Raw genomic sequence first — 16,462 nt, forward strand, 5'->3', positions numbered from 1 at the left:
GAGGGAAGAAATGCTATTAGAATACCCGTTAAGGGAAGAAACCTATAAGAATCTTGTGTTAACAAAAGAAAAAGATGCAATCGCTTATTATCGAATCAAAAGTGAAACAGTTATGTTAACAGATCGAGAAAAGAAAGAAAAAACAAAAAGAAAAGTGGCTCGCTCATTAAAACGTTTATCTGGTAATGGTGGTATAGAAATTACTTTGTCGCCTGTAAATACTGATATTCGAGGGAAAATGGGGGCTTTACGTTCTATTATTGATGAACAAAATTATAAGGTAGGAGTTGATAAATTAAAGAAAACTGTAGTTGCGCTTGAGAAGGAAATGGGCATGGTCTATGAATATTGCTGGATCGTTGGAGTTCCTTTAAAGAAAGCTGAAATTGCAGTGGATTTTAAAGAAGGTATACGTCAAAGAATGGATTCGTTTGCTGAAAAAGTTGTAAATGGGATTGGGTTGGATGTTGAACTGGATAAAGAATGGGGGAAAAAATATAAAGAACAGGAAAATGAAGTATATCAAAACTTATCCGAATTGTTAGCAGAACGTTTAACAGAAGACGAATTGTATTATTATCAAGCGTACCAATTTTTGAAAAATATCCCACATGAGAGAAAAGATGTTTTGAACGCTCAATCAATGGATAATTTACTTGATACAAAAATCAAGCCGTTATTTGGTGGTGGGTTGAAGTTGTCTTCTTCCTATGGAGAAAGCTATATAGATGCTTTGCCTGTAGGTGATATGGGTGTATTTTTGGATGGAAATCATTTGTTAGAAATCGTCCAAAAAATGCCTTTTCCCGTAGAAGTAAAAATTCCTGGTCTATTTGGGGAGTCTTCGGGGCAACTAGGACTTACTGGTCGCAGTTCTCGTGCAAAAACAAGAACTAAAAATATTATGCAAGAAGCACAAATAGCAGGTTCAAAACAAAAACGAAAAATTTTAGAAGGTCAGTTGTCTTTGGATGATCTAGACCAGAAAATCGATGATGGGGAAGATATTTTAGATTGGAGTGCGTATCTAATTGTTTCGGGAGCAACTAAAAAGCAGATGAAAGCTCGGAAGAAGTATTTGTTGAATCGCTTTGATAGTTTTGGAATTCCGCTTTTTAAGGCAACATTTGATACGCCTTATATATTTCAATCAACACTTTTTGGTAATTTTATCCGGAATAGTTCAATGAAGTGGCAACATACGAGTACAGTTAACAGTTTTGCTGAATTAAATTTCTTTACTTCCCTGCGATCTGGAACAAGTACAGGTTTTTATTTCGGTCGTGTAGATACTACGTTAGAAGAAAAAGAGGATAGAGATTCAATTATTTCTAGTTCAAAAAATCTAATCTACTTAAATATTCTTTTATCTAACAAACAAAATATTAAAGGGAAGAAAACAAACAATCCTCATATAGCATTAACTGGAGATACAGGAAATGGAAAATCCGTAACGGCTAAAAAGTTGTTCATGGAATCAGCGATGATGAAGGATAAAGTGTTATATATAGACCCGAAAAAGGAAATGCGCCGACAATTTATGCGCACTATTAATGATCCAGAGTACAGAAAAAAATATCCTTTGGATGTCGAATTTATTGAGTCGTTTAACTTTGTTACGTTAGACGTACGAAATAAAGATAATCTTGGAGTGCTTGATCCGATTGTGTTGTTCGATCCTACAGAAGCTATCAGTACAGCTAAAGCGATGCTGACGAATGTCTATGAGGGTACATGGAACTTGAAACAAAAAACCGCAATCAATGAAGCTATTACAAAAATAGTTGATCAGAGAACAAGAGGAAGTAAGGTTGGTTTTTGGCATATCATTGATGAATTTATGAAGAGTAAAAATGAAGATGTTAAAGACATGGGGCGTTTTTTAGCTTCTACTATTAAAGGATCAATTTTAGAGTTGTCATTTTCTCGTGGGGAAGTAGAAGGCTTGTCTTTTGATAAAAAAGTAACTATTTTAGAAATTCAAGACTTAGACTTACCGAAAGAAAAAGGGGAAGTGTTAGACGATAACAAACGCCTATCTGTAACTTTGATGTTTGCTCTCGGTATGTTCTGTAGCAAGTTTGGATCTCGTGATCCTAAAGAAGAAACTGTTGTATTTTTTGATGAAAGTTGGATTTTCCAATCTTCTTCGGAAGGTAAAGGTATCTTAAAATCAATGAAACGTGTGGGACGATCACAAAATAATTTTATGGTCTTGATTACACAATCAGTAAATGATTTAGATGATAATGAGGATGGAACAGGATTTGGTATGGTGATCTGTTTTGATGAAGTAAATAATCGAGAAGGCATTTTAAAATCCTTGAATCTGGCTGTAAATGAGGATAATTTGAAGTGGGTATCAAACATGGTTCAAGGACAATGCTTGTTTAAGGATATGTTTGGTCAAATTAATCGTGTAGTCGTCCATGTCTTATTTGAAGAATGGCTTGAGCTATTTAAGACAGTAGATGATACAGATGCTTCTATCATGGAAAATCAGTTTGTGGCATAGGAGGGAGAAAATTGAATTATTTAATTGATAGTTATGCTCCTTATTATGCTGGTAGTTTACTTGGAAAAGTTGCAGAAGTCGTAAATTGGGTGTTTGTTGATTTGCCGTTCTTTATTCTAAGAATTTTCTCGATAGGAATTTTATTGATACAGGAGATGCTGGATCAAACAGAACTTTTTAGAGGAAAGCAAGAAAGTGCGTATGAATTGTCGCTAAGTATCCTAAATAATTTAGGTGGAAAATCAATGGTAAGAGGAAGTATTATTGCTTTGCTTATTTTGATAAGTGCCTATTACTTGCTCTACAATTTCTTTTTAAGTAAAAAGAATTTCAGTAAAGTTTTATTACATTACATTGCTGTTTTTCTGTTATTTGTATTTTGGTTCGGTTCTATAGCTACACCTAGTGGACCTCAATCGGGTGGTATGTTCTTAGTGGAAACTACTTCAAATGTTTTTACAGGCATAAAGAATGGCTTTACAAGCTCTTCAAGTGATTTTTCAAAAATCAGTAGTGAACAAGCTTTAGATGATACACCGCTATTTAATGCTACGATTAAACAAACATTCTATTATGTTAATACAGGTTCTCTTGATGGAACGATGGAAAATGGAGAAAAAATTGATGAGAAAAAGCTCCTGATGCCTAATGGTTTATCAAAGGATGAAAAAACAAAGTTTGAAAAAGAAAGAGAAAAATATCTGGGGAAAATTGAAAAAGACAATCCTTATGTTCAGCAGAATTTAACAAAAACGCCAGAAAAATTAATGGCGATCATGACTGGCGGAGTGAATTCGGTTGTTACTTCATATCCGGCTTTAGCAGTAAATGCGATGTTAAGCGTGATTCAATTAGTAATAATAATGTTGATTATAGTGGCTCCAATATTTTTTGTTATGTCCTTTTTCCCAGCATGTCAATCAATGCTATTCAAATTTTTTAAATTGCTAATTGGTGCGTTGTTTGTACCTGTAATACTGGGTGTGTTTTTAGCTGTTTTCTTTTGGGCTAATAAAGTAATAGATGCTGTTTATTTGAGTGCAATGAAAGGCGTTGCTCCAGCATTACTAATTATTATGTCGGGTGGTATTTTTATTTTGACAAGTAATATTGTGCTGATTATTATAAAATATTTTCTTTACAAATTTATTTGGAAAAATAAATATCGTTTATTAGGTTACTTTACAGATGGTAAAGTGAAAGAACCTGAAATAATTGAAAAAGTAAATGAGAAAACAGATGCGGTTAAAGATCGAGCAAAAGATGTAACCGTTGGAGGATTGGAAGTAGCTGCTGGTGTTTATACAGGAAATCCTATGTTAATGCAGGATGGATTGAGTAGAGCAATGCCTAAAACAGATAGGGCTATGAATTTGGGGCAGTATCGTTATCGAGATTATGATGATAACAGAAATCGCCAAAATGGTTTGGATGAATGGGTTGACAATCAAAATGAAGATGTTCCAAAAGGTGAAGAAAAAGAATTAGAACATGTAGAATTTGTGGAGACGGATAATGAATCTGTTGAAAAACAAGAAGAATTTCCTGAAATGGAAGAAATAGATCATAGTTTAGATACTGATAAAATGGCTGTAATGTTTGATGAACTATCAGATGGTCTTTTAGAAGATGGTGATACTGTATCTGTTGATAATTTAAGTGAAATTGAATTAGAAATGAACGGTGAAGAAATGGATCGTATAGCATTAGAGCAAGCAGAACAAGAATTAGTTGTAGAACGGGATGAGTATGAACTAGATAAGGAATATCCAGAAGATTTATTTTTTGGAAAAGAAGTATTAAAAGAAATAAATGAAGAAGACTGGTCTTAATCAGTCTTCTTTTTATTTGTAGGAGGTGGATATGTGAAAAAAGTCGCTGGTGCATTATTTATTCTTTTTTTTCCAATTATTCTTCTAGTCGTTATGGTGGCTGGAGCTCCAGAGGAAGGAACGACAACAGATTTTACACCTAAAACAGATCAAGAAAAAGTCGCTTATCAAGTGTTTCAATTTGTACTTTCAAAAGGTGGAACGAAAGAATTTGCTAGTGCTTGGATAGGAAATATGGAACATGAGAGTGGTTTAATTCCTAGCAGGATTCAAAGTGATTTGCCGTATATGGAAGCCACAGCGATGAATCCTAGTCTTGGTGGCTATGCAATGGGATTGGCTCAATGGGATAGTGGAAGGCGTGTCAATTTACTCAACTATGCAAAAGAACAGAAAAAAGATTGGAAGGATGCTAATCTACAGCTTGATTATGCGTGGGACCATGACGGATCAGATAGCAACCTACTAAAAAAATATTCAAAAGGTACAGATGTTAACCAGATAACCATTGATATTTTGAAATATTGGGAACGTGCAGGAACCAAAGACGATCCAATGCAACAAGCCCAACGAAAGACAAGTGCAAATAATTGGTATAAACGTTTGTCTACTGGTAGTTCGGGTGGTGGCTCGGCTAATGTTGGCGGTGATAAAATTGATATTTTAGAAAGTAGACTTGGACAACAAATATACAACGGTGAGTGCTATGGTCTGACAAGTTTTTATGTTGATAGCTTTGATACACCAATACATTTAGGAGCATGGAGTCCTCATGGTGTTGCGGGAAATATAGGTGATACGGTTGGTGCTTCAAATATTGGTTCTGCTTATGCGTGGGAGAGTAATGGTTGGACGGTTATTCAAAATCCTAGTTATTCCGATATTAAAGCAGGAGATATTATTAATTGGGGTCAAGGTGGTGGTGCGCCGAGTATATATGGTCATACAGGAGTGATCACTAGTGTTTCGGGGGATAATAAATTTACTACGTATGAACAAAATTCTAGTCAAGGACGGATATGTGCAAAGTATGAGCTTACATGGGGAGTCAGCTTTCCTAATGTAACTAGTATTGTACGGAAAAAATAGGAGGAAATTATGTTTGGAAAAGCAAAAGTTTTATCGAGAAAGCAAGTGAAAGAAATTTGTAGCATATTTAAATGTCAAAAAAATGAGTTTGTGGCTCGGAAATTTGAAGATGGATATTTGGTATCAGTAAGAAGTAAAGAATATCGAGTAAAATTTTCAGAAGGATTCAGTCCGAAAATTGTTTATGCAAAAGAAGTTCAAAGAGTAGCTAAAAAGTGAGAGGTGTTCAAATGAAGAAACTTGTATTTTTATTTTTGTCTACTCTATTATTGGTAGGCATATCTGGCTGTAAAAAGGAAGCTAAACAACCAAAAACGATTGAAAGTTCTTCTGTTTCAATGAAGCAAGTAGAAGATCAAGTAAAATATAACGAAAAAACAGATGATTCAATTGAGATGTCCAGTTCCATTGAAAAAACAGAAGAAAAGAAAAAGAAGGTTAATGTTAAAGCTTTATTAGAGGATTTTGGAGATGCTTATGCGAATTATGAAGGCATCAGTGATCGTAATGAAAAATTAAAAAGACTTATGACAAAAAAATGCATTGAAGCAAATGGAATCAATTTTGATTCTGCGGTTATGATGATTTCAGAAGGAGAAGTTAAAAGTATTTACCAACCGATCGAAGGTGAAAAAGATCAATATGCAATCTATTTAGTATGTAAACAAAACGGGTCAGAAGTAAGAGTGTTATTGCTAGTGAAAATAACTGGAGATAAGGTTTCTGAAATGACCTATAACACAGTAAGGCAAGAGTACTAAGCTAGTGAGTATTTATTTCACTAGCTTTTTTGATTTTTGAGGGAGGTATAGAGTATAATAATGAATACTGTAACAAAATACGATATTATGAAGCTTGGTTTTACACTTACTCAATCTCAAAGAATCATGAAGGAAGCAAAAGCATTGTTAGTTCAGCAGGGCTGTTTATTTTATGCAGGAAAGAAAGTTTCTCGTGTTCCTAAGCACACTGTTGAGAAAATGCTAGATTTGAAATTTGAGAAAGAAGTGGTGAATCTTGGCTAAAACATCTAATGTTTACAAGGATAAAAAGAGTGGGAAATTCTATTTCGTTGCTAATTTAGGTGTGGATAGAAATGGCAAAAGAATTCAAATTTTTAAACGTGGGTTTAAAAGTGCGTCCATAGCAAAAAAAGCATATCATGATTTTATGAAAGATTATGATGAAGAATCTAGGAAGAAAGTTTTGTTTGAAGATTTTTATGAAAATATTTTTTTAAAATGGTATAAAAATCATGTGAAAGAAAATACGTATGAAAGAGTAGCTGTTGTTACAAAAAAGCATTTTAAGTATTTTTATGGGAAGTATTTGTCTGAAATTTCTGTTTTAGATATTCAAGAATTTCAAAATTATTTGGTAGAAGATTATGTAAAAAAAGATGGAAAATCTTTATCAAAACAAACTGTTAACAGTTTATTTATGAATCTATCGTCGCTATTTGAGCGTGCGGTAGTTTTAAATGTAATTAAAGAAAATCTAGTTAAGAAAGTAGGGAAAGTAAGGGAAGAGAAAATTGAAGTTCGCTTTTGGACATATGAAGAATTTAAGTTAGTAATGAATCAAGTGGAAAATGACTTTATGGGAGTTTTTAAGAAAACGGCGTATAATTTTCTATTTATGACTGGATTACGTATTGGAGAAATGAGTGCATTATCGTGGGATGACATTGATTTTGATAATTCAACAGTTACTGTTAATAAAACTCTTGTGTATAAGAATAAAAGAAATTATAAAATCACTACTCCAAAGAGTAGATCAAGTATTAGAAAAGTTTCTTTCGATAAGAAAACCCTTAACCAATTGAAAGACTGGAAAGAGTTGCAAAAGAAAAGTGGACTTACAGACTTTGTTTTTTCTTATGATGGAGAACCCGTTGGAACAAATGTTATGGGATACTGGTTAGATGGGTATGCTAAGAAGGCTAATATTCATCAGATAAAAATACATGGATTAAGACATTCATACGCTTCAATGCTTATATCATTAGGGGTTGAGCCTTTGATAATAAAAAAATTACTAGGGCATTCCAAAATATCGATGACATTAGATTATTATGGACACTTATATCCTGATTCTGAAAATGATGTAGTAGAAAGAATAGAGAAGTTAAGATAAAATACTTTTTGCTAGTGATTCAAAAAAATGTTATTGTTAGCGTATGGGTTAGCGCGACTTTTTAAAGTTAATCGGTAATGTTGATTTAACAAGTATTGCAGGAGGTATTTTAAGAACATGTATGATCTTGGGGATATCGTTGAAATGAAAAAGCCACACGCTTGTCAGGCGAATCGTTGGGAAATCATCCGAATGGGCGCTGATATTAAAATAAAATGTACGAACTGCGGTCATATCGTTATGATGACACGTCGGGATTTTGAAAAGAAAATGAAGAAAATTTTGGAAAAAAATGATAAAGGATAGTGAATGATCAATGGCATTAACAGCTGGAATCGTGGGTTTGCCTAATGTAGGGAAATCAACTCTTTTTAACGCAATCACAAAAGCAGGGGCGGAAGCGGCAAATTACCCGTTTGCAACGATCGACCCGAATGTTGGTATGGTGGAAGTACCAGATGATCGTCTGTTGCGTTTAACAGAATTAGTAAAGCCTAAAAAAACTGTACCAACCACTTTTGAGTTTACTGATATCGCTGGTATCGTAAAAGGTGCAAGTAAAGGCGAAGGATTGGGCAATCAATTTTTAAGTCATATTCGTCAAGTAGATGCGATTTGTCACGTTGTTCGTTGTTTTGATGATGATAATATCACTCACGTTGAAGGACGTGTCGATCCGTTGGCAGATATCGATACAATCAATCTAGAATTAGTTTTAGCGGATTTGGATTCTATCAATAAACGTTACACACGTGTAGCTAAAATAGCGAAGACGAAGGATAAAGATGCAGTCGCAGAACTAGCTGTATTAGATAAGCTTAAACCTGTTTTAGAAGAAGGGTTATCAGCTCGGACGATCGAATTTACTGAAGATGAACAAAAAATCGTTAAAAGTTTATTTTTATTAACAGCAAAACCAATTCTATATGTGGCGAATGTATCAGAAGATGAAGTTTCAGATTCAGATAATAATCCGTATGTTCAACAAGTTCGGACTTTTGCAGCCAACGAAAATGCAGAAGTGATCGTGGTTTGTGCAAGAGCAGAAGAAGAAATCGCTGAATTAGATGATGAAGATAAAGCAGAATTTTTAGAAGCTTTAGGCATTGAAGAGTCAGGTTTGGATCAATTGATTCGTGCGGCCTATGATTTATTAGGCTTGGCAACCTACTTTACAGCGGGTGAACAAGAAGTTCGTGCCTGGACATTCCGCAAAGGAATCAAAGCGCCTCAAGCTGCTGGAATCATCCATACAGATTTCGAGCGCGGATTTATTCGTGCCGAAACCGTTTCATTTGATGATCTAAACACATATGGTAATATGCAGGCTGCAAAAGAAGCGGGGAAAGTTCGCTTAGAAGGAAAAGAATATATTGTGCAAGATGGCGATGTTATGCTTTTCCGTTTCAATGTATAGAAAAATTTGTTAAAAACTGTTTTTCTCCCTAAAAAATATGTTAGAATACTTTTTAGGTAAAGACTGCCCCTTTTTTCATGGGCGAGGAGGACGCAAAAAATGGAATCAGAAGCACTTCGAGAGATTGTTTCAGAAAATCGTGAGCTTGAACAAAAATTGACCAAAAGAAATGAACAGTACATTTTTGATTTAAAGAAGTCATTAGTGGCTGCCAACCTTTCTGAAGAAGCACAAACTCTAGCTTTACATGAGATTTTACCACATTTGGTAGAAGGTCAAAAGAGCGGTAATACTGCACGTCAACTGTTCGGTACTGTATCTGAACGTACGGAGGCTATTTTAAATAAACCAGAAGAATTGCCTGAATCCACACCTGCATTGATGTGGCTGGATAATACGCTATTGCTATTTGGTGTGATGACTTTGATGTTTTCAATTATGATGATGTGGTCTAAAGGTAAAACACAACCTTTAGGATTGTTGACACTTGTTTTAGCCTCAATGGCAGGCGGGTATGTATTTTATCTTACATACAAATACATTTATCAGTACGACCGCCCGGGAGTAGATAAATCAAAACGTCCAGGCTGGTTTAAGACTGGTTTGATTTTAGTGGGTTCAATGCTTCTGTGGATAGTGGTATTTGCAGGTTCTGCAATGTTGCCAGCCGTGATCAACCCTATTTTAGATCCGGTAATCGTGATCGTTATTGGTGGGTTGGCATTGATCGTGCGTCACTTCTTAAAGAAAAAATACAACATGCGCAGTAGTTTGGCGCGTTGATTTAGTAGAATAATCAATTTTTTGCAAATGAAAGGACCAAAAATGAAGCTAGGTTTAGCTTTGTTTTTGGTCCTTTTTTATCTAGAAAAGGAGTAACATTTGAAAGAAAAAGCCTTCCGAAGTATCTTATAAAGTAGGAAGATCGTTTATGAAAGGAGTGAATCAATGAAAGAATGGATCAGTAAAAGAAGTCGTGGCCTTATTTTTTTAAGCTTTCTTGCTTTGAGTTTTCTATCCTTATATATTGTTTATTTCCAAAATGGGCATATTTTGATTGGAGACGACTACCATTTCCATCAAAACAGGATCGAAGGTCTGGCGCAGTCTTTAGCGCATGGTATTTGGCTTCCAAAAATTAGTTATTTTTTTATTGGTGGTTATGGATATGCTTCAAGTTTGTTTTATCCAGATTTTTACTTATATATACCTGCTCTTATAAGAGTAGCGGGTTTTTCTTTGGCAACAAGCTTTTTGTTCTTTGCGACAATGATCAATTTAGGAACGTTTGGGGTCACATATCTGTCGGGGCGAATCATGGGATTACCTAAGTTGAGCAGTTATCTGTTTTCATTATTGTATACTTTATCGATCTATCGACTACAGGACTTTTTTAATCGTCAGGCGATCGGCGAGTTATTAGCAATGGGATTTTTTCCTTTAGTGTTAGCTAGCTTAAGCTTGTTAAAAGCTGGCAAGGTGCAAACTTGGTGGCTATTGACGATCGCAATGACGGGAATTGGGTTAGCTCATTTTATATCATTGGAGATCATTAGTATTTTTATTGGTCTGTATATTCTTTTAAATGCACGTCGATTTTTTAAAAAGCAAGTGATCACAGCACTTTTAAAAGCAACAGTTGTAACGGTTTTATTGTTAGCCTTTTACTTAGTCCCTGTTTTTGAACAAATGAGTCGAATCACCTTTCAAGTAACAGCAAACCCACTCACTTTTATTTCAGAAAGGAGCTATGCGTTGGGAGAACTTTTGACAAATAGCTTTGAAAATCGGGTATTTCATGCCTCATCAGCGAATATTGGACTCATTCTTTTGATAGGGCTATTGGTAAATGGTGTAATGCTGGCAAAGCGAAAAACAGTGGATCGTGATCTGATCGTCCTTTCTCTCTTATTTATGGTTATGACGACGAACTTATTTCCTTGGCAGTTGTTTGACCAAACCCCATTGAATACTATTCAATTTCCGTGGCGTTTTTTATCCATAGTAACGTTGCTGTCGGCTTATTTGATTGCCGATGACTGTAATAATCTCTTGAAAAAGATTCCGTACGGGCAAGTTCTTTTGATTCTATTCATATTGTTAGGCGTTGTGATCTATGAGTGGGAGAGTATCGATACTGAAGGGAAGCGAATCGTCTCACATCAAAGCTATGACCAAACCAATAGTTACTATATCGGTGCTGGGCACGAATATTTGCCAAAAGAAGTAGATTATCAGAGACTATTAAAAAATAAGAAGAGAAAAGTTAGCTATGATCCGAAAGTTATAACCATAAAAAAAAGTGAGTTATCTTTTGGCTCAGCAAGCTTTGATTATCAAGTTAAACACTCAGACTCGGCAATCGTGACGCTTCCTTTCATCTATTATTATGGGTATCAGGCGAAAGTAATCGAAAATGGAAAGGTTAAAGAAACACCGGCCATGTTAAATAAGCAAAATGGCTATGTTGCTCTTTCATTATCAGGAAAGGGTAAAGTGACTGTTTCTTATAAAACAACTTGGGCGCAAAAGAGTTCATTAGGTATTTCACTGATAACACTTGTACTATTTTTCTCGGCGAAAGTGGTACCATATATTTCAAAAAAAATCTAAAGAAATAACTGTAGTTATGATTTGTTTAAGATGATAAAATAGTGAGTTAAATCTCATGTTTTGCAAAAGCAAAAGAAAATTTCTGTAAACAAAGAAATGCGGTTGACTTCACCATTATTATCTGTTATTTTCTTATATAAAATTAAATAGAGGAGTGGTCTGAAAAATGTCTAACTGGGAAACAAAATTCGCGAAAAAAGGTCTTACATTTGATGATGTATTATTGATTCCGGCAGAAAGTCACGTATTACCGAACGAAGTAGATATGAGTGTGCAGCTAGCGAAAAATATTAAATTGAATATTCCTCTAATCAGTGCAAGTATGGATACAGTCACAGATAGTAAAATGGCGATTTCAATGGCGCGCCAAGGTGGACTAGGTGTCATTCATAAAAATATGAGTATTGCACAACAAGCGGATGAAGTGCGTAAAGTAAAACGCTCTGAAAGCGGAGTAATCATTGATCCATTTTTCTTAACACCAACGAATTTAGTGGCAGATGCTGAAAATTTGATGAGTAAATATCGTATTAGCGGTGTGCCAATCGTTGAAACAATGGAAAATCGTAAACTAGTTGGAATCATCACTAACCGCGATATGCGCTTTGTGACAGATTATCAAATGAAGATTGAAGAAGTTATGACGAAAGACAATTTAGTGACAGCCCCAGTTGGTACTTCTCTAAAAGATGCTGAAAAAATTCTTCAAAAACATAAGATCGAAAAATTACCGATCGTTGATGAAAATAATCGTTTAAGTGGTTTGATCACGATCAAAGATATTGAAAAAGTAATTGAGTTTCCGAATGCAGCCAAAGATGAACATGGTCGTCTTTTAGTTGCAGCTGCTGTAGGCGTAACGAGTGATACATTCGAGCGTGCAGAAGCTTTATTGGAAGCTGGTGCAGATGCGATCATCATTGACACGGCACATGGACACAGTGCTGGAGTCATTCGTAAAATCAAAGAAATTCGTGAAACTTTCCCAGAAGCGACATTGATCGCTGGAAATATTGCCACAGCAGAAGGAGCTAAAGCTCTGTATGATGTAGGCGTTGACGTTGTCAAAGTTGGGATCGGACCGGGCTCGATTTGTACAACGCGTGTTGTAGCGGGTGTGGGTGTACCTCAATTAACTGCTATTTACGATGCAGCTTCTGTAGCTCGTAAATACGGAAAAGCAATCATCGCAGATGGTGGAATCAAATACTCTGGTGATATCGTTAAAGCTTTAGCAGCAGGTGGACATGCGGTGATGTTAGGAAGTATGTTAGCTGGAACAGATGAATCGCCTGGTGAATTTGAAATTTACCAAGGTCGTCGTTTTAAAACATACCGCGGTATGGGGTCATTAGGCGCAATGGAAAAAGGATCAAGCGATCGTTACTTCCAGGGCGGTGTTAATGAAGCAAATAAATTAGTACCTGAAGGTATTGAAGGCCGTGTAGCTTACAAAGGCAGCGTATCTGATATTGTCTTCCAGTTGATCGGTGGGCTGAAATCAGGTATGGGTTATGTTGGAGCCGCTGATTTGAAACAATTACGGGAAGAAGCACAGTTCATCCAAATGAGTGGAAATGGACTAAAAGAATCTCACCCTCATGATGTACAAATCACAAAAGAAGCACCGAACTACTCTGTGGAACAATAAGTATAAATAAGAAAACACCGTCCAATCGGACGGTGTTTTCTTATTGTATAGGTCGTTCATCGGTAGAACCATAATACATATGCATTGGTTTGGCTTTATTTCCTAACAATTGTTTAGTTGGGATAATTTCATACCCTTCTGCACGCAAACGGTCAATCACGATTGGTACGGCATCCACGGTTTCTGGATAAATATCGTGCATCAAAATGATGGCATCATTGTATTCTGTATCATGTATTCGTTGAATGATTTTGTCAATACTGTGACTTTGCCAATCCTGTGAATCAACGGACCATTGGATGATCGGTTTACTGATGATTGCTGCTGCATCAGGATCTACGGCGCCATATGGCGGTCTGAAATCAGTAGGAAGTTTACCGATAGCGTGGTAAATGACTTTATCCGTATTTTGGACTTCTGTTTTTATTCGCTCCGCATCGACAGCTGTTAGTTGAGGATGCGAATATGAATGACTGGCCACTTCATGACCTTCCTCATCTGCTCGTTTGACGATCGCTTCGTTTTTTACGACATTTTGTCCTAACATGAAGAAGGTTGCTTTCACACCCTTTTCTTTTAAGATATCTAAAAGTTTCGGTGTTGTTTTTGGATTTGGTCCATCGTCAAATGTGAGTGAAATGTATTTTTTATTTGGATCTAAAGGCATAACTAGAGCATCTTTGATAGAAGCCTGATCGACAAACTCCGGGTTAACATATTCAGCAATTTCTCTGTACGCCAACGAGACTTCTTTTGATCCGGTTGCATTTTCCGGTAAATTAAAACTAATTTTATCCGGATGGTAAGTGAAAGATGTGTTTTTGAGAGACATATTCGGCATAGATAAAATACTATCGATGACCGTATTGCCATCAGGACTATCATCCAGTAATTTTTGTTTGATGACTTGCTGGACAGCCAATAAATTTGCTTCACTTGTAAAAAGATCAGTAAGTGTTAATTCCTGATTATTTTTCTGATTCACAAAATCTGAGGTCGCACCAGGCTCTGTTTTTTCAGACCAGCTTCTGTTTTTCTCATCCCAACTGTAAATGGTCAACAGAGGTTGGTAATTTTTTAATTGATCGGTTACGTTGGACATCTTCACTTGTCCGACAATTTTAATAGGCTGTTGATTAGAATGTTTTCTTTTTACCGTATCGATCATTGTTGCTAGTTCGTTTTTCAAGGCTGAAAAGCGAGGAATAGCTCCTTTTTGAACAGGATCGTAAAGCAACGTCTGAACCTTATCAGTTACTTCTGTTTGTTCAGTACTTGCTAGCGCAGCTTCTTTTTGATCTTGCCGAATTTTTTCTAAGAGTAGGGCTTCTTTTTTGTTATAGTCATTATCTTGGTCGTCGACGGTTTCTTTGGCTGTCGAACGAGACTGAAGAGCATGAGCGATATAAACACCGCCTCCAACTAGAAGAAGCGTACTGGCAAATAGAGAAAGAAGTGCTAGTTTTTTAGGAATATGTTGCTTTCGTCGTGCACGTCGACCATTACGGGTACTATGTGAGTAGCTGTTTTTGTTCATGTGTAGTGCTTCCCCTATGTGATAGATTTATTTACTTGCAATAAATCAAATGTAACACGCAGGATTTCTACTTTCAACAGGCTGCTGCTCAACTTAAGAATTTTTTTGTTCTTTTATTTGATCAATTTTAAATTTCCCATATATGGAACTAAAACTTCAGGTATTGTTACTGAACCATCTTCATTTTGATAGTTCTCTAATATAGCGGCAACTGTACGGCCGACAGCTAATCCTGATCCGTTTAATGTATGAGCATACTGAACTTTATCATTTTCATCCCGATAACGAATCATGGCACGGCGTGCTTGGAAATCTTCGCAGTTTGAGCAAGAGCTGATTTCGCGATAAGCATTTTGAGCTGGGATCCAAACTTCTAAATCATAGGTCTTAGCAGCTGAAAAGCCCATATCTCCAGTAGCAAGAGCCATTACACGATAAGGTAAGTTTAATTTTTGTAAAATATCTTCTGCATTTGCTGTCATTTTTTCTAATTCTTCATAAGAATGTTCTGCATCACTGAATTTTACCATTTCTACTTTATTAAACTGGTGTAAACGAATTAGTCCACGGGTATCGCGGCCGGCGCTTCCTGCTTCAGAACGGAAAGAAGGACTTAGTGCTGTAAAGTAGATAGGCAAATCTTTACCGTCTAAAATTTCATTATTATAATAGTTTGTTAAAGGAACTTCGGCTGTTGGAATCAAAGTCAAATCTGTGTCTTCCAATTGGAAAACATCTTCTTTAAACTTAGGAAATTGTCCTGTTCCAAACATTGAGTTGCTGTTAACGATATAAGGTGTCATCATTTCGGTATAACCATGATCATACACATGCATATCCAGCATGAAATTATATAATGCACGTTCTAAACGAGCACCTAAACCTTTATAGTAAACAAAACGGCTGCCGGCAACTTTTGCTCCACGCTCAGAATCAAGAATATCTAAGTTTTCAGCAACATCCCAATGTGGTTTTGGCTCAAAAGAAAAGTTTCTTGGCTCACTCCAGCGACGAACCTCCACATTATCTTCTTCGTCTGCGCCTACAGGAACACTACTATGAGGCAGGTTTGGTAAAGTAGTAGAAATTTCTTGTAATTTAGCATCGATTTCTTCGATTTCAGTATCTAATGCTTTGATATTACCGCCAACCTCTTTCATTTCTGCAATTTTTGCTGCAGCATCTTCTTTGTTGCGTTTTAATTGTGCGATTTCAGCTGAAACATCATTCCGATATTTTTTTAATTCTTCTGCTTTTACTAATAAATTTCTACGGCTTTCATCTAAGCGTAAAAATTCCACAAGTACTTCTTCTTTTACTCCACGGGTTTTCAATTTTGCCTGAACATCATCAAAGTTTTGACGAATCATTTTTACATCTAACATAATTATTCCTCCTTAATATAAAAGCGTAGCGGGCTCGTCCAGTCTCGACAGAAAAATAGATCAAGGTGTTTTAACCTTATATTATCTTTTTCTCCGAAAGGTTAGCTCATGAAACTAGGTAACTCAGTGGTAAAATAAAAAGCCACTTCATCCCTAGAAAAAAATTCTTGGGACGAAATGACTTGAATTTCGCGGTACCACCCAAGTTCAGCTATAAAGCTGCCCTTGTAAAGCAGATAACGGCTGCCGCCGATTTGACTTATTTCGCCAAATGCAATCATTAGAGA

General features: G+C 35.9%; 14 protein-coding genes and 1 other annotated feature (1 of these 15 only partly in view). Of the genes, 12 read left to right on the forward strand and 2 right to left on the reverse strand.

All coding sequences use genetic code 11. From position 1 onward, the window contains the following. The first annotated feature begins 10 nt into the window (after window positions 1-10). From CC204_RS13065 to guaB, 12 genes are all read left to right on the forward strand, one after another. Window positions 11-2,515 carry an ATP-binding protein gene (locus CC204_RS13065; RefSeq protein ID WP_088270572.1) on the forward strand — a complete coding sequence of 835 codons (2,505 nt, stop codon included), beginning with the start codon at window positions 11-13 and terminating at the stop codon, window positions 2,513-2,515. Between the two features lie 11 nt (window positions 2,516-2,526). Beyond that, entirely contained in the window at window positions 2,527-4,347 is a 1,821-nt protein-coding gene (locus CC204_RS13070) for a TrbL/VirB6 family protein (RefSeq protein WP_088270573.1), read from the forward strand. A gap of 33 nt (window positions 4,348-4,380) precedes the next feature. After that, window positions 4,381-5,436 carry a phage tail tip lysozyme gene (locus CC204_RS13075; RefSeq protein ID WP_373285338.1) on the forward strand — a complete coding sequence of 352 codons (1,056 nt, stop codon included), beginning with the start codon at window positions 4,381-4,383 and terminating at the stop codon, window positions 5,434-5,436. Window positions 5,437-5,445: 9 nt separating this feature from the next. Next, window positions 5,446-5,655 (forward strand): hypothetical protein, encoded by a 210-nt coding sequence (locus CC204_RS13080; protein ID WP_088270574.1) that lies wholly within the window; start codon window positions 5,446-5,448, stop codon window positions 5,653-5,655. 11 nt (window positions 5,656-5,666) lie between these two features. Further along, window positions 5,667-6,197, forward strand: a complete 531-nt coding sequence (locus tag CC204_RS13085) for an EF0163 family protein (RefSeq protein WP_088270575.1) — start codon at window positions 5,667-5,669, stop codon at window positions 6,195-6,197. Between the two features lie 60 nt (window positions 6,198-6,257). Next, entirely contained in the window at window positions 6,258-6,461 is a 204-nt protein-coding gene (locus tag CC204_RS13090; RefSeq protein ID WP_188634508.1) for a DUF3173 family protein, read from the forward strand. Continuing rightward, window positions 6,454-7,572, forward strand: coding sequence for a site-specific integrase (locus CC204_RS13095; RefSeq protein ID WP_088270577.1), 1,119 nt, complete (start codon window positions 6,454-6,456; stop codon window positions 7,570-7,572). The genes CC204_RS13090 and CC204_RS13095 overlap by 8 nt, the downstream gene beginning before the upstream one ends. A 117-nt stretch (window positions 7,573-7,689) precedes the next feature. Then, window positions 7,690-7,878, forward strand: a complete 189-nt coding sequence (locus CC204_RS13100) for a DUF951 domain-containing protein (protein ID WP_087641580.1) — start codon at window positions 7,690-7,692, stop codon at window positions 7,876-7,878. A 10-nt stretch (window positions 7,879-7,888) separates the two neighbouring features. Continuing rightward, complete coding sequence (gene ychF / locus CC204_RS13105; protein ID WP_088270578.1) at window positions 7,889-8,989, forward strand: redox-regulated ATPase YchF; 1,101 nt, start codon at window positions 7,889-7,891, stop codon at window positions 8,987-8,989. A 99-nt stretch (window positions 8,990-9,088) separates the two neighbouring features. After that, on the forward strand, window positions 9,089-9,772 hold the full coding sequence (locus tag CC204_RS13110; protein WP_088270579.1) for a DUF1129 domain-containing protein: 684 nt from the start codon (window positions 9,089-9,091) through the stop codon (window positions 9,770-9,772). 165 nt (window positions 9,773-9,937) lie between these two features. Next, entirely contained in the window at window positions 9,938-11,602 is a 1,665-nt protein-coding gene (locus CC204_RS13115; RefSeq protein WP_088270580.1) for a glycosyltransferase family protein, read from the forward strand. Window positions 11,603-11,768: 166 nt separating this feature from the next. After that, complete coding sequence (guaB, locus tag CC204_RS13120; RefSeq protein ID WP_088270581.1) at window positions 11,769-13,253, forward strand: IMP dehydrogenase; 1,485 nt, start codon at window positions 11,769-11,771, stop codon at window positions 13,251-13,253. 40 nt (window positions 13,254-13,293) lie between these two features. Here guaB and CC204_RS13125 read toward each other — a convergent pair whose 3' ends face one another. Both CC204_RS13125 and serS read right to left on the reverse strand, forming a co-directional pair. Then, window positions 13,294-14,790: a polysaccharide deacetylase family protein gene (locus CC204_RS13125; protein WP_088270582.1), complete on the reverse strand. Its 1,497-nt coding sequence runs from the start codon at window positions 14,788-14,790 to the stop codon at window positions 13,294-13,296. Window positions 14,791-14,903: 113 nt separating this feature from the next. Beyond that, entirely contained in the window at window positions 14,904-16,175 is a 1,272-nt protein-coding gene (gene serS, locus CC204_RS13130; protein WP_088270583.1) for a serine--tRNA ligase, read from the reverse strand. Window positions 16,176-16,340: 165 nt separating this feature from the next. Then, window positions 16,341-16,462, reverse strand: a binding site (T-box leader); it runs 91 nt beyond the window's last position.

It is taken from the genome of Enterococcus wangshanyuanii (assembly GCF_002197645.1).
Lineage (GTDB): Bacteria > Bacillota > Bacilli > Lactobacillales > Enterococcaceae > Enterococcus_L > Enterococcus_L wangshanyuanii.

Bases quoted from the DNA above. Each gene is read 5' to 3' on its own strand.
- CC204_RS13110 (WP_088270579.1), top strand. From the start codon at position 9,089: ATGGAATCAGAAGCACTTCGAGAGATTGTTTCAGAAAATCGTGAGCTT.
- CC204_RS13115 (WP_088270580.1), top strand. From the start codon at position 9,938: ATGAAAGAATGGATCAGTAAAAGAAGTCGTGGCCTTATTTTTTTAAGC.
- guaB (WP_088270581.1), top strand. From the start codon at position 11,769: ATGTCTAACTGGGAAACAAAATTCGCGAAAAAAGGTCTTACATTTGAT.
- CC204_RS13065 (WP_088270572.1), top strand. From the start codon at position 11: ATGCTATTAGAATACCCGTTAAGGGAAGAAACCTATAAGAATCTTGTG.
- CC204_RS13085 (WP_088270575.1), top strand. From the start codon at position 5,667: ATGAAGAAACTTGTATTTTTATTTTTGTCTACTCTATTATTGGTAGGC.
- ychF (WP_088270578.1), top strand. From the start codon at position 7,889: ATGGCATTAACAGCTGGAATCGTGGGTTTGCCTAATGTAGGGAAATCA.
- serS (WP_088270583.1), bottom strand. From the start codon at position 16,175: ATGTTAGATGTAAAAATGATTCGTCAAAACTTTGATGATGTTCAGGCA.
- CC204_RS13100 (WP_087641580.1), top strand. From the start codon at position 7,690: ATGTATGATCTTGGGGATATCGTTGAAATGAAAAAGCCACACGCTTGT.
- CC204_RS13090 (WP_188634508.1), top strand. From the start codon at position 6,258: ATGAATACTGTAACAAAATACGATATTATGAAGCTTGGTTTTACACTT.
- CC204_RS13125 (WP_088270582.1), bottom strand. From the start codon at position 14,790: ATGAACAAAAACAGCTACTCACATAGTACCCGTAATGGTCGACGTGCA.
- CC204_RS13080 (WP_088270574.1), top strand. From the start codon at position 5,446: ATGTTTGGAAAAGCAAAAGTTTTATCGAGAAAGCAAGTGAAAGAAATT.